Annotated in this window: 20 protein-coding genes and 1 CRISPR repeat array; of the genes, 11 read left to right on the plus strand and 9 right to left on the minus strand. The window is 61.3% G+C overall.

Translation table 11 applies throughout. The features are described 5' to 3' along the window. Positions 1-108: 108 nt before the first annotated feature. Positions 109-2,346: an NADP-dependent isocitrate dehydrogenase gene (locus BM079_RS14965; protein ID WP_090135683.1), complete on the plus strand. Its 2,238-nt coding sequence runs from the start codon at positions 109-111 to the stop codon at positions 2,344-2,346. 190 nt (positions 2,347-2,536) lie between these two features. On the opposite strand, the gene BM079_RS14970 is transcribed toward BM079_RS14965, so the two are convergent. The 3 genes from BM079_RS14970 to BM079_RS14980 all read right to left on the minus strand — a co-directional run bounded on the left by BM079_RS14970 (position 2,537) and on the right by BM079_RS14980 (position 5,376). After that, positions 2,537-3,079, minus strand: coding sequence for a carboxypeptidase-like regulatory domain-containing protein (locus BM079_RS14970; RefSeq protein ID WP_090135686.1), 543 nt, complete (start codon positions 3,077-3,079; stop codon positions 2,537-2,539). An 88-nt stretch (positions 3,080-3,167) separates the two neighbouring features. Beyond that, complete coding sequence (locus BM079_RS16795; RefSeq protein ID WP_245743114.1) at positions 3,168-3,653, minus strand: DUF1003 domain-containing protein; 486 nt, start codon at positions 3,651-3,653, stop codon at positions 3,168-3,170. 283 nt (positions 3,654-3,936) lie between these two features. Next, on the minus strand, positions 3,937-5,376 hold the full coding sequence (locus BM079_RS14980; protein ID WP_090135690.1) for a sigma-54 interaction domain-containing protein: 1,440 nt from the start codon (positions 5,374-5,376) through the stop codon (positions 3,937-3,939). Positions 5,377-5,552: 176 nt separating this feature from the next. On the opposite strand from BM079_RS14980, the gene speB reads away from it, so the two are divergent. The 6 genes from speB (at position 5,553) to BM079_RS15015 (ending at position 12,659) form a co-directional block, all read left to right on the plus strand. Next, on the plus strand, positions 5,553-6,506 hold the full coding sequence (speB, locus tag BM079_RS14985) for an agmatinase (protein ID WP_090135692.1): 954 nt from the start codon (positions 5,553-5,555) through the stop codon (positions 6,504-6,506). Positions 6,507-6,572: 66 nt separating this feature from the next. Continuing rightward, positions 6,573-7,964 carry a sodium:solute symporter gene (locus BM079_RS14990; protein ID WP_090135694.1) on the plus strand — a complete coding sequence of 464 codons (1,392 nt, stop codon included), beginning with the start codon at positions 6,573-6,575 and terminating at the stop codon, positions 7,962-7,964. Positions 7,965-8,278: 314 nt separating this feature from the next. Further along, positions 8,279-9,610, plus strand: coding sequence for a purine-cytosine permease family protein (locus BM079_RS15000; protein ID WP_090135698.1), 1,332 nt, complete (start codon positions 8,279-8,281; stop codon positions 9,608-9,610). Then, a complete protein-coding gene (locus BM079_RS15005; protein ID WP_245743116.1) occupies positions 9,607-10,101 on the plus strand; it encodes an MBL fold metallo-hydrolase in 495 nt (164 codons plus the stop codon). Before BM079_RS15000 ends, BM079_RS15005 begins: the two co-directional genes overlap by 4 nt. Positions 10,102-10,224: 123 nt before the next feature. Beyond that, entirely contained in the window at positions 10,225-11,676 is a 1,452-nt protein-coding gene (locus BM079_RS15010; RefSeq protein WP_090135700.1) for an aldehyde dehydrogenase family protein, read from the plus strand. 83 nt (positions 11,677-11,759) lie between these two features. Then, a complete protein-coding gene (locus BM079_RS15015) occupies positions 11,760-12,659 on the plus strand; it encodes a DMT family transporter (protein ID WP_090135702.1) in 900 nt (299 codons plus the stop codon). Between the two features lie 15 nt (positions 12,660-12,674). On the opposite strand, the gene BM079_RS15020 is transcribed toward BM079_RS15015, so the two are convergent. Continuing rightward, positions 12,675-13,772 (minus strand): LacI family DNA-binding transcriptional regulator, encoded by a 1,098-nt coding sequence (locus tag BM079_RS15020; protein WP_090135704.1) that lies wholly within the window; start codon positions 13,770-13,772, stop codon positions 12,675-12,677. A 128-nt stretch (positions 13,773-13,900) separates the two neighbouring features. Here BM079_RS15020 and BM079_RS15025 point away from each other — a divergent pair, with 128 nt between their 5' ends. From BM079_RS15025 to BM079_RS15040, 4 genes are all read left to right on the plus strand, one after another. Further along, positions 13,901-15,223: an MFS transporter gene (locus tag BM079_RS15025; RefSeq protein WP_090135706.1), complete on the plus strand. Its 1,323-nt coding sequence runs from the start codon at positions 13,901-13,903 to the stop codon at positions 15,221-15,223. Positions 15,224-15,278: 55 nt separating this feature from the next. Continuing rightward, positions 15,279-17,540 carry a glycoside hydrolase family 3 C-terminal domain-containing protein gene (locus BM079_RS15030; protein ID WP_090135708.1) on the plus strand — a complete coding sequence of 754 codons (2,262 nt, stop codon included), beginning with the start codon at positions 15,279-15,281 and terminating at the stop codon, positions 17,538-17,540. 135 nt (positions 17,541-17,675) lie between these two features. Next, on the plus strand, positions 17,676-18,737 hold the full coding sequence (locus BM079_RS15035) for a PA0069 family radical SAM protein (RefSeq protein ID WP_090135710.1): 1,062 nt from the start codon (positions 17,676-17,678) through the stop codon (positions 18,735-18,737). 29 nt (positions 18,738-18,766) lie between these two features. Beyond that, positions 18,767-19,747, plus strand: coding sequence for a zinc-dependent alcohol dehydrogenase family protein (locus tag BM079_RS15040; RefSeq protein WP_217639710.1), 981 nt, complete (start codon positions 18,767-18,769; stop codon positions 19,745-19,747). Between the two features lie 103 nt (positions 19,748-19,850). Here BM079_RS15040 and BM079_RS15045 read toward each other — a convergent pair whose 3' ends face one another. The 5 genes from BM079_RS15045 to cas4 all read right to left on the minus strand — a co-directional run bounded on the left by BM079_RS15045 (position 19,851) and on the right by cas4 (position 24,358). Then, complete coding sequence (locus BM079_RS15045) at positions 19,851-20,954, minus strand: Gfo/Idh/MocA family protein (RefSeq protein WP_090135712.1); 1,104 nt, start codon at positions 20,952-20,954, stop codon at positions 19,851-19,853. A 182-nt stretch (positions 20,955-21,136) separates the two neighbouring features. Then, positions 21,137-21,394: a hypothetical protein gene (locus BM079_RS15050; RefSeq protein ID WP_090135714.1), complete on the minus strand. Its 258-nt coding sequence runs from the start codon at positions 21,392-21,394 to the stop codon at positions 21,137-21,139. A 277-nt stretch (positions 21,395-21,671) separates the two neighbouring features. After that, positions 21,672-22,178: a CRISPR direct-repeat array (repeat unit 33 nt; unit sequence GTTTCAATCCGCGCGACCCGTGCGGGCCGCGAC). 191 nt (positions 22,179-22,369) lie between these two features. Then, a complete protein-coding gene (gene cas2 / locus BM079_RS15055; RefSeq protein ID WP_090135716.1) occupies positions 22,370-22,660 on the minus strand; it encodes a CRISPR-associated endonuclease Cas2 in 291 nt (96 codons plus the stop codon). 13 nt (positions 22,661-22,673) lie between these two features. Beyond that, positions 22,674-23,714: a type I-C CRISPR-associated endonuclease Cas1c gene (gene cas1c, locus BM079_RS15060; RefSeq protein WP_090135718.1), complete on the minus strand. Its 1,041-nt coding sequence runs from the start codon at positions 23,712-23,714 to the stop codon at positions 22,674-22,676. A 2-nt stretch (positions 23,715-23,716) separates the two neighbouring features. Further along, on the minus strand, positions 23,717-24,358 hold the full coding sequence (gene cas4, locus BM079_RS15065) for a CRISPR-associated protein Cas4 (protein ID WP_090135720.1): 642 nt from the start codon (positions 24,356-24,358) through the stop codon (positions 23,717-23,719). Between the last annotated feature and the right edge of the window lie 5 nt (positions 24,359-24,363).

The raw sequence follows: 24,363 nt of genomic DNA on the forward strand, positions 1-24,363 counted from the left end.
GAAGACAGCCTCCGGCCTGTTCTCGTATGACCACTGCGTACCGCGCCAGCTTCATGCAACCGTCATGTACATCATGCAATCGCAGTGACAAGAGAGGTTTATACCAGGATGTCCAATACGCCGAAAATCATCTACACCCTCACCGACGAAGCACCTGCGCTGGCCACCCACTCCCTGCTCCCCATTGTTGATGCCTTTACCGATTCGGCCGGCATCATCGTCGAAACCCGCGATATCTCGCTGGCCGGCCGAATCCTGTCGCAGTTCCCCGACTATCTGAAAGACGACCAGAAAATGGGGGATCATCTGGCAGAGCTTGGCGATCTGGCCAAAACGCCGGAAGCCAACATCATCAAGCTGCCCAACATCAGCGCCTCGGTCCCGCAGCTCAAGGCCGCGGTCAAGGAACTGCAGGCGCAGGGCTACGCCATCCCCGACTATCCCGAATCACCGGCAAGCGATGAGGAAAAGGACGTTCGCGCCCGCTATGACCGCGTCAAGGGCAGTGCGGTCAACCCGGTCCTGCGCGAAGGCAACTCGGATCGTCGCGCGCCGAAGTCGGTCAAGAACTACGCGAAGAAGTACCCGCATCGCATGGGCGAGTGGTCGAAGGATTCGAAGTCTCACGTGGCCCACATGAGCGAAGGCGACTTCTACGGCAGCGAAAAGTCCGCCGTCATCGAGCGCGCCGGCAACCTGAAGATCGAACTGCTCCAGAAGGATGGCACCACCACCGTGCTCAAGGAGAAGGTGGCGGTCACCGAAGGCGAAGTGGTCGATGGCGCCAGCATGAGCGCCCGTCGTCTGCGTCGTTTCATCGACAGCGAAATCAAGGATGCCAAAAAGCAGGGCGTGCTGTTCTCGCTGCACCTCAAGGCGACCATGATGAAGGTCTCCGATCCGATCATGTTCGGCATCGCGGTGGATGAGTTCTATCGCGACGTGCTGGAAAAGCACGCCGACGTGCTCAAGCAGGCCGGTTTCAGCCCCAACAGCGGCGTGGGCGATCTCTACGCCTCGATAGCCTCGCTGCCTACGGACAAGCAGGACGAGATCAAATCCGACATCGACGCGCTCTACAAGGACCGTCCGTCGCTGGCCATGGTCGACTCCGGCAAGGGCATCACCAACCTGCACGTCCCCAGTGACGTCATTATCGATGCCTCCATGCCGGCGATGATCCGCGACTCCGGCAAGATGTGGGGCGCCGATGACGACCGCCACGATGCCAAGGCCGTGATCCCGGACCGCAGCTACGCCGGCATCTATCAGGCCACCATCGAGGACTGCCAGAAACACGGCGCCTTTGATCCGACCACCATGGGCAGCGTGCCCAACGTCGGCCTGATGGCCCAGAAGGCCGAAGAGTACGGCTCCCACGACAAGACCTTCCAGATTCCGGCCGACGGCAGCGTGCGCGTCACCGACGAATCCGGCAAGGTGCTGTTCGAGCATGAGGTCGAGCGCGAGGACATCTGGCGCATGTGCCAGACGAAGGACGCCCCGATTCAGGACTGGGTAAAACTCGCCGTCACGCGCGCCCGTGACAGCCAGACCCCGGCGATCTTCTGGCTCGACAGCGAGCGTGCCCACGACGCGCAAATGATCCAAAAGGTCGAGCAGTACCTGAAGGATCACGACACCAGCGGTCTGGACATCCGGATCATGTCGCCGGTCGAGGCGATGGCCTTCACGCTGGAGCGTACGCGCCGCGGCGAAGACACCATCTCGGTCACCGGCAACGTGCTGCGTGACTACCTCACCGATCTGTTCCCGATCATGGAGCTGGGCACCAGTGCCAAGATGCTCTCGATCGTGCCGCTGATGAACGGTGGCGGCCTGTTCGAGACCGGCGCCGGCGGCTCTGCACCCAAGCACGTGCAGCAGCTCGTTGAAGAAAACCACCTGCGCTGGGACTCACTCGGTGAATTCCTGGCACTCGCCGCCTCGCTCGAGCACCTGGGCAAGACGTTTGATAACCAGCGTGCCATCGTGCTGGCCAATGCGCTGGATCGCGCCAATGGCGAGTTCCTGGACAGCGACAAGTCGCCCAAGCGCAAGACCGGCGAGCTGGACAACCGCGGCAGCCACTTCTACCTGGCGCTCTACTGGGCGAAGGCGCTGTCCGAGCAAGGTGATGACGCCGAACTCCAGAAGCTCTTCGGCGAGCTTTACCAGACGCTCAGCAGCAACGAGCAGGCGATTGTCGACGAGCTCAACGGCGTGCAGGGCAAGGCCGTCGAGATCAAGGGGTACTATCACCCGGATATCGAACTGGCCGGTCAGGCCATGCGCCCGAGCAAGATTCTTAACGACGCGCTGGCCACGCTCTCCCGCAAGAGCTGAGGCGTTAATGCGTGACTGTCAGCAATGACAGGCCCTATAAAAACCGGCGCCCCAGGGCGCCGGTTTTTTCATGTAGTCTCCGGAGACATCAACCTCGGTTCCCTTTTTGAAGGAAACCTCCTGAACCACCGATCCGGCTCGTCGATACCATGCTCATCGATACCGTGTTCGTCGATACCACGGTGCAGCACTAACGGCTCAGATCCACGTTGACCGAGCCGCCTTCCTTTACCCTGACCTGCTTGAGAATGAACGGACTGCGTCCCTGACCGTTGGGCAGTGCCACGGTGCCAGCGACATAAAAGGTGCCCGCCGGAATACCGGTGGCGGTGAAATAGCCGTTGCCGTCGGTGGTGGTCATGTGGGTATAGGCCTGGGCACGCGGGTCGGCCGGCTCGACACGCTGACCGGCAAGCGCCTTGTCGGCGGCTTCCGCCGAGTACTCGGTGGCCGGCGCAATCGAGACCTTCTCATGATCGCCATAAACGGTCTGTCCCGAGGTCAATTTGTACGCCAGACGCCCCTTGACGGTCGCCGTACCGGTTTTCGACAGGGCCGCGTAGGTCTCGACCGGGAAGGGCACCTCGCGCTTGACGGTATTGTCAGCCGGGGCGCTTGCGATCGTGCCCTCGCTGGACATGCCGGGGAAGTTGTCTGCCACTTTCTGGATGCTTTCACAGCCGACCAGCCCCATCATCAATACGACACCCGCCCATCCCTGCCACTGACGCATCCCGATACTCTCCTGCACTTAACTGATATTAGATTGACCAAGCTTATCGTACCGCCAGACGCCGTCCATGCCTTTTGTTCTACCGGCCCTATTCGGACATTTTTTGCTGGCGCTCCTGCACCTCTGCCAGCTGCACCAGGGCGTGATCCAGCTTGTCGTGGAGCTGGCGAATTTCCAGCTCGGCCATAAGGTTGACGCGATAATCACTTTCCGCCCTGGCCCGGTCCTTTTCCTCCTGACGCCGCTGGCTCATCATGATGATGGGCGCCTGAAGAGCCGCCAGCGATGACAGCACCAGATTGAGCAAAATAAAGGGGTAGGGATCGAAAGCTCGCGTCAGAAGACCGACCGTGTTGAACACCATCCAGCCGATCAGAAGCACGGAAAAACTCAGAATAAATCCCCAGCTGCCGCCAAGGCTGGCCAGTCGGTCCGCCGCGCGATCACCAAATCCGGTACGCTCGGGCATGACCTCTTCCGGTGGGCGCGCTACGGGCTCATCGTGCTCAATGGCGGCCATGAGCGTCTGGTCCAGCGGCTCCCCCTTGTGATGGCGATGCAACCAGGCACGCAAGTGATGGCGCCGAACACGGGAAAGATCCGAATGACAGATGTAACAGCCGGGCTGCCAGCCGGCCGCCAACGCCTCGATATCGGCGTGCAGAGCCGGGCGAACGGCACGCTGTGGAATCAGCTCGACATCTGGAGGACACCGGCCACAGAGGTGGCATATGGGCGCAGGGCTGTTGCTTTCTGATAAAGGCCGAGATGAGATCATGGCGGGCCCTTGATGACCTTTTTGTGATGCCAACACTATCGCCTGGCCTCCCTCTATCTACCAGTAGGCAGGGCGCTCTTCAGCGATTTTTCAATCGAATCCCATGCCTTTTCAGCTTGCGCACGGCACTGGGTTGACTGATACCCAGACGCCGCGCCAGCGCATAGGTGGAATCCGACACCCGGGCGGCACGCACGACCATATCGTACTCGGTACGCAACAGCGCCGTGGCCAGATCGGGCATCTCCTGCGCGTCATCATGCGCGTCATGCGACTGCAGGGGCGCGCCCGTTTCTGCACGAATCATGCCCAGCCGATGCCCTTCACTACCATCCGGCGCCACATCGCTGGTCAACCAGGCGCGCTCCAGCACGTTTTCCAGTTCACGAACGTTCCCCGGCCAGTCATGATTCATGAGCTCTCCCCACAGGCGCTCATCCACGACCTTGCGCAATCCGTAACGCGTATTGAGACGCTGCATCTGACGCTCGACCAGCGCGGGGATATCCTCTCGCCGTTCGCGCAGCGGAGGAATGTGCACCGGGATGACATTGAGCCGATAGTAGAGATCGAGTCGAAAGGCGCCAGCGTCCACGCGTTGCGCCAGATCCTGGTTGGTGGCCACGATCAGGCGAAAGTCCAGCTTTCTGGGGACCGTATCGCCCAGTCGCATGACCATGCCGTCCTGCAGCACCCTGAGCAGCTTGGCCTGTACGGCCAGCGGCAACTCGGCCACCTCATCCAGAAACAGCGTTCCGCCCTCGGCCTGCTCCAGAAGCCCCGGTTTGCCGTGACGAGACGCGCCACTGAAGGCACCGGCGACATGGCCGAAGACTTCCGATTCAAAGAGGGTTTCGGGAATGGCGCTGCAGTTGATATCGATGAAGGGGCCGCTGGCACGTGCGCTCCAGCGATGAACCTGCCGTGCCAGGGCGGTCTTGCCGACGCCCGATTCTCCCAGCAGCATGACCGTGGCACTGGTGTCGGCCACGCGTTCCAGCAGGGCGGCCACATCACGCATGACCCGGCTGTGAATGTCGATCTCTTCCTGTGCCAGCGCTTCCCTCAGCGCCTCGATCTCGTGATGGCGGAGCTGTTCATTGAGACGCTGTGACAGCAGTGCGTACTCCTCCTGCAGGGTTCTCAGATCGGTCAGGTCCCGGGATCGGCTGACCACCCGCACCAGCTGTCCCTCCATATAAACCGGCTGCGCCTCGGCCAGCACCCGCCGTCCGGTGGGTGTGGTCTGCATCAACTGTGCAGGCGCGCCGCTGTCCAGCACCCTGGTCGTCACCGAAGGCGATAGCACGCCCTGAGCCTCCAGGGTCTGAACGCTGGTACTGCACAGCGCCGCCATCGACAGTCCATAAACCGCGCAGGCACCCGGACTGGCCTGCAGGATATTGCCCTGGTGATCGGTGATCACCAGATGGTCATGGGAAGACGCCAGCAGCACCGTCAGTACCGCCTGATCGATGTCGCCTGCGGAAGGCGTGTGACAGAGAGAAGGAGTGGACATAACACGTCTCCATTGATTCATCGCTGAATCACCATACAACACTGAATCACGCGCTGCGTCACAGCGATTCATCATTGAATCAATCAGTCTCATAACACGCTGTTTTCAGGGAAAATAAAGATGGCATGGTTTGTGCTCCTCTCACGGAGATCCAAAGTCATGAACAGGAAAACATCATGTCAGAGACCCCCTTCAATCAGCCGCTTGGCGGTAACGATATGCCTCGCTTTGGCGGGCCGGCCACCATGATGCGCCTGCCCGCTCAGGAAAGCGCGCAGGGCCTGGACGCTGCCTTTGTCGGCATCCCCATGGACATCGGCACCTCCAATCGCCCCGGCACTCGTTTCGGTCCGCGCCAGATTCGTGATGAATCCCGCATGCTGCGCCCCTTCAACGTGGCCACCCGCGCTGCGCCCTTTGAAAGCCTGCAGGTCGCCGATATCGGTGACGTGCCGATCAACACGTTCGATCTCAAAAAAAGCGTGGCCATCATCGAGCGCTGGTATGACGCGCTGCTGACCCATGACGTCAAGCCCCTGACGCTGGGGGGAGATCATACGATCGCCCTGCCCATTTTGCGTGCCATGGCCAAAAAGCATGGCCCGGTGGGTCTGGTTCATATCGATGCCCATGCCGACATCAATGAGCAGATGTTCGGGGAAGAGATCGCCCATGGCACGCCCTTTCGTCGCGCCGTCGAGGAAGGCCTGCTGGACTGTGAGCGCGTGGCGCAGATCGGTCTGCGCGGCACCGGCTATAGCGCCGATGAATTCGACTGGGGACGCGATCAGGGTTTTCGCGTCGTGCCGGCCGAGGAGTGCTGGCACAAATCGCTGACCCCACTGATGCATGAGATCCGCGACAAGGTAGGCGGCGGCCCGGTCTATGTCACCTTTGACATCGACAGTCTGGACCCGGCCTACGCCCCCGGCACCGGCACGGTCGAAATCGGCGGCCTGACCATTCCTCAGGCACTGGAGATCATCCGTGGTCTCAAGGGTCTGGATATCGTCGGCTGTGACCTGGTCGAGGTGTCCCCCCCCTATGACCCGCACGGCCAGACCGCCGTGGTGGCCGCCAACCTGATGTTCGAGATGCTCTGTGTACTGCCCGGTGTGGCCTACCGCTGACGCCAGCGCTGATCACCGATCCGCCAACAACAAGCAGACCGCCCGCGGGGCGGCAGGACAATACTCATGTGGCTCGATCTGATCGTGATTGCCGTTTATGCCCTGGTCATGCTCGCCATGGGCGCCTGGGGCATGCGCCGGGCGCGCAGCAGCGATGACTATCTGGTGGCCGGGCGCCGCCTGGGCCCGGGGCTTTATCTGGGCACCCTGTCAGCCGTGGTGCTGGGCGGTGCCTCAACCGTGGGAACTGTACAGCTGGGCTATACCTACGGACTTTCAGGTCTGTGGCTGTGTGCGGCACTGGGTACCGGGCTGATTGTGCTGAGCCTGGTGCTGGCCGCACCACTGTCACGGCTGAAACTTCATACCATCACCCAGCTGCTCGAGCGGCGCTACACGCCGGCGGCCAGAACGGTCAGCTCGGCCGTCATGCTGGCCTATGACCTGATGCTGGCGGTGACCTCCCTGATCGCCATCGGCACCCTGATGACCGTATTGTTTGACCTGCCCGTCTGGGCCAGCGTCCTGATCGGCGGCGCCGTGGTCGTGATCTATTCTACCATCGGCGGCATGTGGTCACTGACGCTGACCGACATCGTGCAGTTCGTGATCATGACGCTGGGGATGATCGGGTTGATGCTGCCCGTGACCGTCCATTATGCCGGCGGCTGGGAAGCCCTGATCAGCCGCGCCGATCCGGGGCATTTTTCTCTCACGGCCATCGGCTGGGACACCATCGTCACCTACTTCGTGATCTATTTTCTGGGCATTCTGATCGGACAGGACGTCTGGCAGCGGGTCTTTACCGCCCGCTCGACAAAGGTGGCGCGCCTGGCCGGGGCCAGCGCCGGACTCTACTGCATTCTTTATGGCGTCATCGGCGCGCTGGTCGGCGTCGCGGGCAGCGTGCTGCTGCCCGACCTGGATAATGCCAATAATGCCTTTGCTGCCGTGGCCCAGCTGGCGCTGCCGGATGGCCTTCGAGGCCTGATCGTGGCCGCCGCCATGGCGGCCATGATGTCGACGGCCAGCGCCGGCATGCTGGCCGCCTCGACGCTGATGACGCGCGATCTTTTGCCGGCCCTGCGACGCCGGCCTGCCGGCGAGGGCATTGGCGGCTATCGGCTCTGCACGCTGGTCATGGGTGCCATCGTGATCGTGATGTCACTGATGGTCGATGACGTCGTGGGCGCGCTGACGGTCGCCTACAACCTGCTGGTCGGTGGCATGCTGATTCCCATTCTCGGCGCACTGTTCTGGAAACGCGCCTCCAATACCGGCGCCATTGCGGCCATGATCGCCGGGACGCTGGGCGTTGTCGTGTTCATGATGCGTGATGGCCTGCTGGCCAATACCCCCATCTACGCCGGCCTGTGCGCCAGTCTGGTGCTGTTTGTTGTCGGTAGTCTCGTGAAGCCGGACCAAAGGCAGCCTGTGGCCACGGAGGCTGGCACATGAATCATATGCTCGCACACTGGCTGGTACGGGCGTTTAGCGGATGCGGTATTGATACCGCCTGCAGCCTTTCCGCAGTTCACGTCATTGAATTCTACTGCGGGCTTGCAGGTAGCCCGCTACGCCATGTCGTACCGAGCCATGCGCCTGGTGGCGATCACCCTCCTGGCATGCCACAACGCAGGCCTGGAGAAGATCCGCTGCGCCATGACTACCGCCCGGCATCATGCCCTCCGGCAGATGCCCTGAAATGGCCGCGCTGAAGATCTTCCCAGCCTGAATATCCCATTGCAAAACCAACTGAAGAGAGCGGCACAATGACAATACCCACCGACCGCCATAGATCTCCTGCCGAGGAGACGCTGGACGCTATTACAGCCGATAGCGGAGAGCAGAGCCTGAGCCTGCCAGGTACCTTCGCGCTATGGCTGGGTGCCAACGTCGTCGTTACCACTATCCTGACCGGCATGCTACTCGTGCCGGCCCTCGACTTCGCCACTGCCATGATGATCGTGGCATCGGGTTCGGCACTTGGCATACTGCCGCTGGTATTGATTGGTGTCATGGGTCAGCGCACGGGCCTGACCACCATGGTGCTGGCACGCGCCACATTTGGTCGCATCGGCGCCGGTGTTCCGGCCTGGGTCAATCTGCTGGCACTGATCGCCTGGAGCTGGATTCAGGCGCGCCTGGCCGGCATGAGTCTGGATTATGCCATCAGCGAACTGACCGGCTATTCAAACCTGGCGCTGTTTACCGTCATCTGCGAAGCACTGGTGGTGCTGGTGGTGCTGGGCGGCCATCGGGGGATTGAGCGGGTAGAAAAGATCGCTGCGGTGCTGATGCTGGTCCTGGCATTGATCGTAGCCTGGGCACTGGGCAGCCATTACGACATGGCAAATCTGCTCAGCGCTCCCGCGCAGGGCGGCATTTCCCTGAGCGGGGCCTTTGATATTGTCATTGCCACAGCCTTTTCATGGATCCCGCTTGCGGCAGATTACAACCGTCACTGTCGCAGCACCCGTGTGGCCGCGCTGGGAACGTGGAGCGGCTATGTGAGCGCCACACTGATTGCCATGGGCCTGGGCGGTGCCGTGTCCGGTCTGGCCATGGCACTTGGCCGCGAACCGACCTACGATCCGACCCAACTGCTCAGCGGGTTTGGTTTTGGGCTGCCCGCAGCCATGGTGATCTTTTTCTCGGTACTAACGACCAATGTCATGTGTGTCTACAGTGCCACGCTCTCTTACATGAGTACTCGGTCTCGATCAGGATTTCGACGACCCGCCCTGATCATTGGCGTGTTGACGGTGCTGGGCGCCATGATCCCCGGCATTCTCGAGGAATTTCAGACCTTCCTGCTGATTATTGGCAGTGTCTTCATCCCGGCCTTTTCACTGATGATCGTGGATTATTACCTGCTCGGCGAACAGGGCCTGCGCTACAGTACCAAGTGCCTGCTTCAGACCGACCAGCTACCGGCAATCAATCCGGTCGCTCTGCTGGCCTATCTGCTCGGCGCGACACTGGCTTATTACTGGAACTGGGTCTCACCGCTGGCGATGGGAGCATCACTGCCCGTATTCGTTGTCACCGGATTGCTTTACTGGATAGGCATGTCGATTTCCGGTAGACGCAAGGCAATATGATCCGTATCGATGAGTCGGCGATGCGCACCTTCTATCGTTGCAATATCTGGCACATTTGCGGACACGATCGCGATCTGCTGGCAGTGGCCAGCCACACCCACTTCAATCATATCGGCGCGCCGCATGAGTCTGGCACCTGCCATGTCCACGCCGCTGAGGCTGAGATCCTCGCAAGTCCCGATCTCGAACGCACTATGGCGGCCGATTTTCTCGACGCCGCCATGTTTGAGGCGCTGCCACCAGCGCCATTTGAGTACTACCGATACCAGCTCTCCCTGCCCGAGCGCATCGAATGCCTGGAAAACGACGATATGCTGAGTCCAGGCGATCGCCGCTTTGAGGTCATCCATACGCTGGACCATCCACCCGGCAGCATTGCGCTGTGGGAGGTCGCCAGCGCTACGCTGATGTCAGGTGATCTGATCCATGACGGGCCACTGATCGAAAATACCTGGCACAGCTATCTCGACGACTACGTTGCCAGCATGTGACGACTACATGCACTGCCGGTCCGAACGGTGCACGGCGGTCATTTTCCCGGCTTCTCAAGGGAAACGGCGACAGGTATTGATTGAGATGTGGATGCGTGATCACCAAACCTGAGGAGTAATACCGTGGAACAGTTGAACCATCAGTTTATCGCCAATCAGTGGGTGCTCAGTAGAGGCCAGCGACATATCGAAGCCACCAATCCCTTTGATGAAACCATACTGGCGGTTTTGACCGCCGGCGATGCAGCAGATGTAGACGAGGCTGTCAGCGCAGCTCGTGTGGCGCTGCCCGAATGGCGCGCGCTGGGCGGTCGGCGGCGAGGTGACTGGCTAATGCACATCGCTGACGCCCTTGAAAAACGCCGGGAAGCACTGATGCACTGCTCATCAACCAATAACGGCAAGGTGCTGGCCGAAGCGGCCATGGATATTGATGATGCCATTGCCTGCTATCGCTACTACGCCAACCAGGCCTGCGAGCTCGAAACGCGCCAGGGGCGCCCTGTCGAGACTGCCATGCCCGGTGTCAGCGCCTTCGAATATGAGGTTCCGGTGGGTGTAGCCGGCCTGATCACTCCATGGAACTTTCCGCTGGTCACCAGTGCATGGAAGATTGCCCCAGCCCTGGCCGCCGGCTGTACGATAGTTTTCAAACCCTCCGAGGTGACACCGCTACCCGAGCTGGCACTGGCAGAGATTGCGCTGGAAATCGGGCTGCCCGCCGGGGTTTTCAACCTGCTGCTCGGTGATGGCGAAGGTATCGGCGCACCGCTGGCTCGCCACTCGGGTATCGACAAGCTCTCCTTTACCGGCAGCAATGGTGTAGGAGAAGCCATCATGCGGGAAGCGGCGGCCGGCACCCGCAACCTATCGCTCGAGCTGGGCGGCAAATCACCTATCGTGGTACTGGATGACGCCGAGCCCGAACAGGCGGCCGACTGGATCATGGCAGGGCTTTACTTTAATGCCGGACAGCTCTGCTCGGCCACGTCTCGTCTGATTGTCGATCAACAGGTGGTCGAGCCAGTGCTGAAAGCGCTTGGCGAACGCATTGATGCGCTATCGCTTGGCAATCCGCTTGATCCACAAACGACCATGGGGCCACTGGCCAGCGCTGAACAGCGCGAGCGGGTGCGCGGCTATCTTTCCCGCGCACGCCAGGAAGGACTCATCGCCGTGCGCGATGAGCATCATCGCAAGCTTCCCGAGCGCGGCTTTTTTGTCGCCCCCGTTCTTTATCGTGATGTGCCGATTGACAGTGCGCTCTGGCGTGAGGAAATTTTCGGGCCAGTGCTTTGTACCCATACCGCGAGCAGTGAACAGGATGCTGTAGCGCTTGCAAACGACAGTGATTTTGGACTGGCTGCTACCGTTATCAGTAGCGATGTTGATCGTGCCCGACGTATAGCCGCCGAACTCGAGTCGGGCATCGTCTGGTTCAATACCGAGCAGCTGGTGCTGCCAGAAATCAGCTGGGGTGGCATGAAACGCAGCGGCATCGGCCGCGAACTGGGTCCACAAGGGCTGGCCGCCTACCTGGAGATCAAGCATGTGGTAGGCCCATCAGATGACTGACATGCAGCCATGACACCCTGCTAGAATGAGCACGCCCCGCCTGGCATTACGTCAGCGGGGCGTCTTTTCACTCGGGAGCCACCGTGCCGCTTCGCGATTTTTACCTGGTGCTGGCCGTCATTTTGTTGTGGGCCTTCAACAACATCATGATCAAGCTGGGACTGGCCGAAATGCCGCCGCTTTTGATGACGACCCTGCGTTTCATGCTGGTCGCACTGCTGATCGTGCCCTTCACGCGAATCACACGCGCGCAGCTGCCGCTGGTGCTGATGCTCGCAGGCACCTTCGGTCTGATGCACTTCGGTTTTTTGTTCATTGGTCTCAAATACGCTGAAGCCGGGACCGGCGCATTGCTGGTTCAACTGGGCACGCCCTTTGCCACGATACTGGCGGCCATCTTCTTGAAGGAGCGTCTGCGGTTGAAGCCGGTCATCGGCATGCTGGTGTCCTTCTCAGGCGTTGTCGTGCTGGCCGGCGGACCGACGCTGCCCGGTCCGCTGGCGCTGACGCTTTTGCTGTTGAGCGCGCTGGGCTGGGCGATCACCAATCTGCTGGTCAAGACCGGCCCGGAGATTGAGCCGTTGACCATGGCCGGTTGGCTGTCGATGCTGGCCATTCCGCTGGTGGGTATCGGGTCGCTGGTGTTCGAGCAGCATCAGTGGACAGCCATGACGTCCGCGGGCTGGCGCGGCTGGGGCGCAGTCGTCTACAGCGCCGTGATGTCGTCCATTGTGGCTTACGGGCTGTGGAACACCCTGCTGCGACGCCACTCGGTGGAGCGCCTCATCCCGCTGTCACTTCTGACCCCGGTGGCGGTGGTGCTGATGGGGGTGGTCATGCTGGGAGAGAGCATGGCCATCAACAAGCTGGCCGGCGGCGCGCTGGTGGTCGGCGGTATCGCCATCATCAATATCAGGCGGCCCCGACGCCCGATCGCTCGCCCAACGCTGACAGCCGAGGGTGACGACCGGTCGTCACGGTAGTAGTTGTAGTCGTCATCAAACCTTCGGCGGGGCGACCGTCTCCCGCTCGATCAGCGTCGGTGTAAACGACATCGCAGGTGGCAGCGCATCGCCTGCCACCAGCATCAGAAGCCGTTCGGCGGCGTCCTGCGCCATCTCCTCAAGCGGGGCATGAATGGTTGAAAGCGACGGTACGACATGGCGCGAGCAGGCTTCGTTGTCATAGCCCACCAGCGACAGGGTCTGCGGCACCGCGATCCCCCTTGCTCGTAGCAGCGTCATGGCCCCCAGCGCCATGTCATCGTTGCCGGCCACCACGGCCGTGACGGGAAGCCCTCGCGCCAGCAGCGTCGTCATGCCGCGCTCGCCGCTCCCCTCGACAAAGTCCCCCTCGATGATCATTCGCGTATCCGCCTCGATGCCCCACTCGCCCAGCGCCCGGTGATAGCCGGCCAGTCTGCCGGCAGCATCCTGCTGCTTCAGCGGGCCGGTTAGACAGGCAATATGGCGATGCCCCTGCTCCAGCAAGTGGCGCGTGGCCAGATAGCCACCACATTCGTTGTCCAGATAAATGCAGTGTGCCTCGATCTCCGCCACCCGCCGGTTGAATACCACCAGTGGTGTGGTCGCGGCCAGCGCTGACAGCGTTTCATCGGCGAGCGCATCGGCATGCACGATCAACCCGTCGCAGCGCCGATTGATCAGAAAGTCCACGGCCTCCTGTTCGCGCTCGGCCTCGCCGCCGCCACTGGCGACCAGCAGCGACACATTGGCCTGTCGAAGCGTGGCTTCCAGCGTCATCATCACGCGCCCCATGAAGGGCCCGGCCAGATGCGAGATCACCAGCCCCACGCCCCCCAGCCGGTTGGAGGCCAGTGAACGGGCGAAGGCATTGGGGGCGTAGCCCAGTGCGCTGATGGCGGCCTCAACCCGGGCGCGTGTCTCGGCGTTGACCGGCACTTCTCCCTTCATGACGCGGGAAACGGTCGCAGGTGAAACGCCGGCGCGCGCGGCCACCTCACGGATGGTCGGCATGGTATTGTCCTTTTGATGATCCGGCCACTTGACCAGATACCACGTGACGCGGCAAGTGATCGACATCCACGACGGCGCTTTCTGCTGTGTGGTTGTCATTCTGTGTTGTTGTCATGCCATGTAGTTGTCATAACGTATTTCCTGCCAAGGTCGCATAGTGGGGCGTCCCTCAACAGGCCATCATGAAACCGGTTTCATGATGACAGAGCAATGACGAGGGCAAGCCAATGCTGGGAGTACCGGAGAAGCTGAGCTACGGGCTGGGCGATTTTGCCAGCGCCTTCACATGGGCATCGCTGTCGCTGTATCTGATGTACTTCTACACCGATGTGTTCGGCATCAGTCCGGCGCTGGTCGGGACGCTGTTCATGGTGACCCGGCTGTGGGACGCCGTGACTGATCCGGCCGTGGGGCTGATGGCCGATCGCACCCGTACCCGCTTTGGTCGCCTGCGTCCCTACCTGCTCTTTTTCTCGCTGCCGCTCGGGGTAATGCTGGCCCTGACGTTCACGACCCCGGCGCTGGGAGACACCGGGCGCATCGTCTACGCCTTCGTCACCTACATCGCCCTGATGGGACTCTACACACTGGTCAACATCCCCTACTCGGCGCTGCCGGTGTCGATGACCACCGACAACGACGAACGGCGTAAGCTGACCAACTACCGCATGCTGCTCTCCTATATCGCCTTTGTTCTGATCAGCTACGGTACGCTGCCACTGGTGGGACTTCTGGGCGGCGGTGACGAACAGCGCGGCTTTGCCCTGACCTATGCCCTCTATGGCGTCATTACCTTTGCCGTGTTCCTGCTGACCTTTAAAGGCGTACGTGAGCGCTACGTGGAAGGCGACAGCGCCAGTAACCCTTTGAAAAGCTTCGCCCACATCGGCCGCGCTCGTCCGTTCTGGATCATGTTTGCGACCAGCATCCTGGTCTTCACCCTGATGCTGATGCCGGACTCGGCGGCCATCTATTTTTTCAAGTACTACATCGGTGAAGAGTCCTCGGTATCGCTGTTTCTGGCCATGGGCTACGCCAGCATGGTGGCGGGCGTGATCTTCAATCAGCTGGTCATGCGCCGCTTCTGCAAGCGCCGCGTCATGATCGGTGCCAACCTGGCCTATGGCGTTGCGCTGGCGAGCTTTTTCGTGGCGGCAGATATTGGCATGCCGTTCTATTTTGCCGCCTTCATGGCCGCCAAGTTCATCAACGGCATCATCGCGCCCACCATGTGGGCCATGGTGGGCGATATCGCCGACTACGTGGAATACAAAAGCGGCCACCGCGCGACCGGCACCACCACCAGCGCCGTCACCTTCAGCCATAAATTCGGCATGAGCATCGGCGGGCTTTTGACCGGCGTGCTGTTCAGCACCTACGGCTATACCGCCAACACCGAGCAGAGCGAGACGGTGCTGGTGTTGATCAAATCGATGATGAGCGTGCTGCCGGCCGTCGGCGCGCTCGGGGTGGCAGTGCTGATGCTGATCTACCCGCTGGGCGATAGCCGCATGGCCGAAATCCGCAGTGCCAAGCCCACAGCGGCCTGAACCCCGATAGCCTCGATGACCCCCTGACCCATTGGACCGACAAGGAGCCAGACGCATGCGCAATGTGACAACCCTCATCGAACAGATGACGCTGGAAGAGAAGGCCGGCCTGTGTTCGGGCGATAATTTCTGGCGCACCAAAGGCGTTGAACGCCTGGGCATCCCGGCGATCAATCTCTCCGACGGCCCCCACGGCCTGCGCGCCCAGGGCGAGGAACAGGATCATCTGGGCGTCAATGACAGCAAGCCGGCCACCTGCTTCCCGACCGCCTCGGGCCTTGCCAGCTCCTGGAGCGTTGAGCTGCTCGAACAGCTCGGCGCCGCGCTGGGTGATGAAGCTCAGGCCGAGGGCCTGCACGTGGTGCTCGGGCCGGGGGCCAACATCAAGCGCTCGCCGCTGTGCGGTCGCAACTTTGAATATTTTTCCGAGGACCCGCTGCTCTCCTCGCACCTGGCGGCCGCCCACATTCGCGGCACCCAGTCGCGCGGTGTCGGCAGCTCGCTCAAGCATTTCGTTGCCAACAATCAGGAGCATCGCCGCATGTCGGTGGATGCCCGCATCGACGAGCGCACCCTGCGCGAAATCTATCTGGCAAGCTTTGAATATGCAGTGAAGGAAGCACAGCCCTGGACGGTGATGTGCGCCTACAACCGGGTCAACGGCGACTACTGCAGCGAGCATCAAAGGCTTCTGACCGGCATTCTGCGAGATGAATGGGGCTTCGAGGGCTTTGTGGTCTCCGACTGGGCCGCGGTCAACGAGCGCGTGCCCGGGCTTGCCGCCGGCATGGAGCTCGAGATGCCGGCCTCCGGCGGCGAGCGCGACGCACAGATCGTGGCCGCCGTACGCGAGGGACAGCTGGACGAGGCTGTGCTGGATCAGGCCGTTACGCGGCTATTGACCATCTTCTTCAGGGCGGTGGATGCCCGTCTGGAAGACGCCGGCTTCGACGCCGAAGCTCACCATCAGCTGGCTCGCCGCATCGCGCGCGCGAGCATGGTACTGCTGCAAAATGACGGCACCCTGCCGCTGGCCAACGACCAGCGCGTGGCGGTGATCGGCGAGTTTGCCGAGCGCCCGCGCTATCAGGGCGGCGGCAGCTCACATGTCAACGCCACCCGCGTCGAGCCCCTGCTGGAGGCCCTCAAGACCCGCGGCGCGAGCTTTGACTATACAAAAGGCTTCGAGATCGATCGCGATACGCCCGATCAGCAGCTCGAGCAGGACGCGGCCACTGCCGCAAGCCACGCCGACGTTGCCGTGCTCTGTCTGGGGCTGCCCGATCGTCACGAGTCGGAAGGCTATGACCGCACCCACCTGAACCTGCCGGCCAACCAGCTCGCTCTGATCGAGGCGGTCACCGCCGCGCAGCCCAACACCGTGGTGGTGCTGGCCAACGGCGCGCCGATCGTGATGCCCTGGGCCGGCCGGGTCAGCGCCATTCTCGAGGGCTATCTGGGCGGACAGGCCATCGGCGCGGCGCTGGCCGATCTGCTCTACGGTGAGGCCTCGCCGAGCGGCAAGCTGGCCGAAACCTTCCCGCAGCGGCTGGAGGACAATCCGGTCCATCTCAATTTTCCGGGCGAAGGCGATGTGGTGCGCTACGGTGAAGGCATCTTCGTGGGCTATCGCTACCATGATACCCACGACGTCGCACCGCTGTTCCCCTTTGGCCACGGTCTGAGCTACAGCCGCTTTGACTACGCCAATCTGGCGCTCTCCGCAGAGACCTTTGATGGCCGGGACAGTCTGACGGTGGGGGTCGATATCACCAACCGCGGTGATCGCGAGGCCAGCGACATCGTTCAGCTCTATGTGAGCGATCAGACGCAGACCGTACCGGTGGCGACGCAGGCGCTGCGCGGTTTTGATCGGGTCACACTGGCCCCCGGCGCGACCGAACGGGTCGAGCTCACGCTCGCGCGACGTGATTTCTGCTGGTATGACGCCGAGCGCGGCGACTGGCGCCTGCCCACCGGCACCTTCGAGATTCGCATTGGCGCCTCCTCGCGCGATATTCGCCTGCAACAGTGCCTTGAGGTACAGGGCGATGCCACGCCGCTGCCGGTGATTGATCGTAATACCCTGCTGGGCGATCTCAAGGCTCATGACGGCGCGGTTCGCGTGCTGCGTGAACACCTTGCTGACATCGCAGAGGAACTGCCCATGCTCAACGCTCTGATGGAGAAGGAAGGCAAGGACGATCTGATGGAGGCCATGGGGCACTACCTGCCGCTGCGCGCCGTGATCTCCTTTTCGAGCTTCACCGAGGCGCGCCTGTCAGCCCTTCTAGAGGATCTGAAGGCGCTGGCGTAGCCCTCATGGTCAGCAACATGGGCAGGCGCTCATGGAGAAGTTTTCATGAATTAGTCCTTATGGATGAGTCCTGAAAGACTTGGGTTCTTCCTGCAATAACTGTATATTTAAACAGTATTCAGGGAGGGCCATGTCATGCCGGGGGAACCCATTATCGGCCGCGGGGCCAGTGACAATCTGCATCACCGCTTTGATCGCCATCGCATCGAGGCAGTTGATGACGGCTGGTGGCAGGACGATGCCGCCGCAAGCCATGCCACCGAGGTGCGTCTTGAACAGAGTCGCACAGCCATCTCGCGCAACCAGTCACCAGACATGCCGTTTTCCTCCTCGCTCAACCCCTATCGAGGGTGCGAGCACGGCTGCATCTACTGCTTTGCCCGCCCCTCGCATGCGTACTGGGATCTGTCACCGGGCCTTGATTTTGAAACCCGTCTGATCGCGCGCACCAATCTGCCGGCATTGCTGGCCGAGGAACTTGCCCACCCCGGCTACGTCTGCGAGCCCCTGGCGCTGGGCGCCAACACCGACCCGTATCAACCCATCGAGCGCCAGCACCAGCTGAGCCGACAACTGCTCGAGGTGCTGCTTCGCCATCGTCATCCGCTCACCATCACCACCCGCAGTGCGCTGATCCTGCGCGATCTGGATCGACTCACCGAGCTGGCCCACCATCGGCTGGTGCGGGTCTTTATCAGCTTTACCACGCTCGAGCCGGGTCTCAAGCGCATCATGGAACCGCGGGCGGCCTCACCCGGCGCGCGCCTGAAGGTAATTCGCACCCTGCGCGAGGCGGGCGTACCGGTCGGCATCATTACCGCGCCGATGGTCCCCATGATCAACGACATGGAACTTGAAGGACTCCTGCAGACAGGCCGTGACGCCGGTGCCACCAGCGCCGGCTATGCGCTCCTGCGCCTGCCTCATGAAGTGGGCCCCCTGTTCGAGCAGTGGCTGAGTGAGCATTTCCCGGATCGGGCCGAGCATGTCATGAGCCTGATTCGCCAGTCGCGTGGCGGGCGCGACTATGACAGCCGCTTCGGCCATCGCCTGCGCGGCGAGGGGCCGTTTGCCGACCTGCTCGCCCAACGCTTTCGGCTGGCCATTCGCCGCCTGGGTCTCAATCGGCGCCGCGAGGAAGAGCGTCTCGATACCACCCGGTTTGCACCGCCCCATCAGCAGATCGATCTGTTTTGAACACAACAACTCAAACGGAGGATTTCGACATGACCGCTGCCACCGCCTGCGCCGAGCTGCCGCTCGACATGCCCAGCCCTGCATTACGTTACCATCGTTTTGGTTCCCCGCTGGAGGTACTCCATCTGGAGCCACAGCCCGACGGGGCGCTGCCGCAGGAGAAGCTGCGCGTGCACATGACCTGTGCGCCCATCAACCCCTCGGACCTGATTCCGATTGCCGGCGCCTACCGTCATCGAATCACCCCACCGCTGGTGGCCGGTCATGAGGGTGTGGGCGTAGTGAGCGAGGCACACGGGCCGTGGCGCGTGCTGGAAGGTCGGCGGGTGCTGCCACTCCGCGGCCCCGGCACTTGGCAGCAGTCGCTGGACTGCGATCCACGCCTGGCCGTACCGGTACCCGATGATATCCCCGATCATGTCGCGGCGCGGGCCTGGATCAACCCGATGACGGCGATGGCCATGCTGCAACGCTGGCCGGTCGAGGGGTGTGATGTGCTGCTGAGCGCGGCGGGTTCAAACTGTGCGCGGCTGCTGGCGCAGTGGGCACTGTGCTGTGGCGCCCGCTCGGTAACCGGAATCTGCCGCAGCGTCCATCATCGCGAGGCGCTGACCGCCATGGGCGTTCACGTGCTGGATCAGGAGGATCACACCGCCATCAATGCCGCCGCAGCCCGCGCTGATCGCCTGTTTGATGCCACCGGCGGGCGTCTGGCCGACCGGCTGCTGGCCCACATGCCCTCCGATGGCGTCTTTGTGACCTACGGCCTGCTCTCGGGCGCCCCCATCAGCCCGGTACACATGGGTGCCCGGGTGCGCCGATTCCATCTACGCGATCATATCGCCGGGCTCGACCACGGCGAATGGCAGTCAAGCTTTGAAACGCTCTGGGCGCTGCTGCGAGATATCGACATGCCGGCGGTAGAGCCCTTCAGGCTCGCCGAGTGGCGCCAGGCGCTGCACTGGCACGACAGTCATCCACACGTTAAACCCATGCTGATGCTCTCCTGATCATGTCTGCCTTTCCAAACGAAAGGCAGACATGGAAAAAGCCGACATAAAAAAGCCGCCTTCCCGGACGGTCCCATTGCCCTCACACACGCGAGCGGTGAGCTCATCCGCCACTGATGGTCTCGACGCTGACCACTTCCGGCGGCTCGACCGGTGTCAGACGGCGGACTTGATCCGGCTGGAGACGCTCGCGGTACGTTAGCGGCTCGATCGACTGCGATTGACCGCTCTCCAGCGCCCGCTCGATGGCTTCCAGAATGCGCACGTCACGCAGTCCTTCCGTGCCGTCGGCTTCGGGCGCAAGATCATTGAGAATGCAGTGGGAGAAGTAATCGATCTGGCCGCCAAACTGCTCGACCGGTCCCGGTGAATGGGACGTGGTCTCGCCGTCAACGCTCAGGTCATAGTCGATCGAGACCGTCGGACCAAACATGTAGCTGGGCTTTGCGAACAGTGCACCGCGCTCGCCCACCACTGAAAGATGATTGTGACCGCTGGCAGCATAGCTGACGAAGAACTGGGCCAGCCGGCCTTCGGGAAAGCGCAGACCGACGGCCACGCTGTCGTCGCAGGTATACCCCCGATCCGACGTGCTCTCGCTCATCGCGCTGACTTCGACCGGCTCGGCGCCGAACAGATGGCGCACCGCATTGATCGGATAGGTGCCCAGATCGGGGACCGGACCACCCCAGTAGCCGTGCAGGGCACGATGATTTTTCGGATTGATATGTTGAGTGAGCTGGGAGGAGAACGTCCGCGGCGCGCCGATGGTGCCCTCACGCAGGTGCTGGATCATCTCGAGGGTGCCCGGCTCATGGTGCAGTCGATAGGCGATCATCAGTTTTGCACCACTGCGGTCGGCCGCCGCGATTATCGCCTCGCAGTCCTCGATGCTGGTCGCCATCGGCTTCTCCAGCAGTACATGAATACCCGCTTCCAACGCCGGCACGGCGTCCTGACGATGGCGGAAGTTGGGCGTAGCGACATAGACGGCGTCGATCTCGCCGGAATTCAAAAGCGTCTCGTACTCGTCATAGCCGTAGACTTTCAGGTTGTAGCGCTCGCCCAGCACCTCGGCCTTTCTGGAGTCACCGGTGACCAGCGCCATCATCTCCGAGTGGTCACTGGCCGCGATCCCCGGCATGAACGCACTCTGTGAAATTTCACCGCCGCCGACCACGGCGTAGCGCACCTTTCCCTGTGCCATGTGATTCTCCAATGCGTTGGTGGATAACAACGATGCTTAAAAGCCTGGCGCAACCGCTGGGTGCTGTCAGGTCGGACAGTAAATCTCCGCCGCCGTGTTGATCGGATATCACTCAGCCGGTTCGGCGAATGTCAGCTTACGGGCGGGTCAGATCGTGAATCACCACGCGTTTGAGCGCATCATCAAAAGCACCAGCAGTCCCACGGCCACCAGATAAAAACCGCAGGCCGAGAACGGCAAAGGCGTCTGCGAAAGCAAAAGCGATATAAAAACCCCGTGCCGATCAGCACGGACATCGACAGGGTGCGCCGCCGCACGACCATCGTTATGGCGGCAAGCACCTCTGCCCTATCGGCCGGTATCGCGACACGACCGAGCCAGTTTTCGCCTTCCAGCGCCTGACCCAGCCCGGCGGCGGCATCCTGTATGGTAGTTTCCATTGTTCGTGATCATGGCCGGGCGAAACAGGCAGGACTGATCATCTTGTCGACCCGGAGTCTGACGCCTTGAGCAGGTGGCATACATCGCTGAATAACGGACACAAAAAAGCCCCGCCAGAGCAGGGCAAGTTCGACAGTATCACCCTTGATATTTATACCCATACGGGTCGGCCGCGACATAGAACGCCCGGTCGTTGCGCCCGTCATATGTGTTTCAATCCGCGCGGCCGTGAGGACCGCGACAAATGCGATTGTCGGCGATCCGTCGCGCAAGGGTGTTTCAATCCGCGCGACCCGTACGGGCCGCGACTAACGTATCCGCCCTCATGACCGATCAGGCGCTCGTTTCAATCCGCGCGACCCGTGCGTGCCGCGACCCGCCCTCGCCGGGGCTGCGTATCTCATCTACAAGTTTCAATCCGCGCGACCCGTGCGGGCCGCGACCCTAGCTTAAGGATGGTTTCGCCAAGCGCGCTATTGTTTCAATCCGCGCGACCCGTGCGGGCCGCGACGGGCGATATTGCTAGAGGTGTGTGGTGCGTGACGAGTTTCAATCCGCGCGACCCGTGCGGGCCGCGACGGCCAAGGCCACGATCAGCGTTGACCTGACAGACCCGTTTCAATCCGCGCGACCCGTGCGGGCCGCGACATTCCGCCAGGTGGCGAAGCTGCTACGTGCCAACGTTTCAATCCGCGCGACCCGTGCGGGCCGCGACCCACGTCCCGCCGCCCAATACGCTCTCATCATCGAGTTTCAATCCGCGCGACCCGTGCGGGCCGCGACCGCTTACTCATAACCTATTGTCAGCCTTGAGAAAAGCTCAGCGTTTTGGCGAACCCGTATCAGAAGCCCTCTCCAGGACATTGTGTTGATAGATAATGCCACACAAATAGTTGAGTATCAGGATGTTAAAGAAATGCGAACCTGACAGGAAAAGGCGGGACACTTATCGTTCGCAGGACAGTACAGATAGGTCAGAACACCAGCGGGCCGTTCATGTCCAGGGCCGGTTTGGCACCAACATGTTCGATGCGCTGCTGCCAGTTGCGACCCAGAAAGTAGAATCGAAGACTATCAACTTCATCATCAATCGTGTCGATCAGGGTCTGACGCAATTTGACCCACTGATCCGGATCAACCTCAATTTCAAAAACAGAGTATTGCACACGCTGACCAAAATCCCGACACGCCTTCGATACGCGGCGCAATCGTCGGGTGCCGCCTTCCGAGGTGACACTAACGTCGTAGCTGACCAGTACAAGCATGCCAACCTCCGATCTATTTCCAGAGAAAAGGTGGATAGGCATCCAGATCGCCACGAAGGTGACGTGCCAGCAGTTGCGCCTGAAGATGGGGCAGCATGCCAATAGGTGACTTTTCGTCGATAAAAGCGTGGTGCAGCTCTTCGCGCTTGCGCTCCTGATAGGCCGTCAGCACGACCTTTCGTGCGTCGTCGGTCAATGTCACGCCACCGCTTTCGGCAACCGTAAAATCCTTTTCTCGCAGCTGGCGTCGATTGATCAGTGATAACGCCAGACGATCTGCCAACAGCGGTCGAAGCTCTTCTGCCATGTCCAGAGCCAGACTTGGCCGTCCGGGTCGATCCCTGTGCAAAAAGCCCACAGCGGGATCAAGGCCAACGCCTTCCAGTGCCGATCGGCAATCGTGGGTCAATAGTGTGTAGAAAAAGGACAGCAGTGCATTGACGCGATCCCGCGGCGGGCGGCGATTGCGGCCGGTAAAACGAAAGCCAGCGCCGTCATGCCGGATCAGGTGGTCAAAAATACTGAAATAAACCTGGGCGGCTTCGCCTTCCAGCCCACGCAGCATATCCGTGGACTCGGCATGCAGCAGGTTACGGGCGATGCGGGTCATACGCGTACGCACTTTTTCAAGCTGTAGCCTGGGCCCTTCATCAAGCTTCGCGCCATAATCGCGCAGTCCGCGCGCTACTACCGCCCGCTGATTGTGTATCTTGCCGATCAAAAAGCTGCGCACTACTTCTGCACAGTGCTCATGGGTATCACTGACACGGTACTGGATGCGTCTGAGCAGTACGTTGCCGGAGACCGGTCCTTCGATACGTGCCAGAAACCTGCCCTGCGGGGAAAGGTGCGTGATCGTCACACCCTGCTCGGCGCAAAATCCCATCAATGGTGGTGAGATCAACACGCGTCCAAAGCAGACCAGCGATTCCAGCATATGGATGGGCAGTCGCGCGCGCTCCTTGCCTTCCACCTGCATGACAATATTGGCGCCCTCCTTTTTCATCCAGGCGCCATCGGTCGTGATGTAGAGCGTATTGAGCTGGCGACGCATGGTCAGTCTTCTCCGAGATTCTCGAGCTGGCGTGCCAGCCATTGCCCTGCCGAGCGCCGCTTGCCCATGACCCGGGGCTGACACAGCTCAAGCAGCGAGCACTGATCACAACGTTTTGCCTCGTAGACTGCCGGCGGTGTGATGTTTGTATCGAACAGACGCCGCACACCGATAATCACCTCCAGCGTCAGGGCTCTGAGCGCTTCGTCAAAAACAACCGTCTTGCGTCGACGGGTTTTACCGTAGAACAAAGCACCCTGATGTACGGCTACGTCCTTCATTTCTTCCATACAAAGCGCCTGCGCACAGAGCTGCACTTCATCGGCGCGATGTGCCTTGGGTCGACCACGCTTGTATTCGATCGGACAGATGACGATTGGATCCTGATGCTCATCGAATTCCACCACATCCGCGACACCGGTCAGCCCCAATGCTTCATGTGCCAGCGGCAATGCCATGGCGGTATGCACGCCCCGACGCCGCTCATGGCCGGGTCGGTCGGCACGTTCGTGAAGAAGGCGACCCTCGGCGGTATGGCGGTTTTCTGCCCACTGCTGTTCCAGATGAATCAGCGCACACTGGCGTGGGCAGAACAGGTAGTGCTGTAACGCTGACAGCGGTATCAGCCGGATCTCGTCTTCCATGACGG

Origin of the sequence: Kushneria avicenniae, from assembly GCF_900112585.1 — a bacterium.
GTDB classification, from domain to species: domain Bacteria; phylum Pseudomonadota; class Gammaproteobacteria; order Pseudomonadales; family Halomonadaceae; genus Kushneria; species Kushneria avicenniae.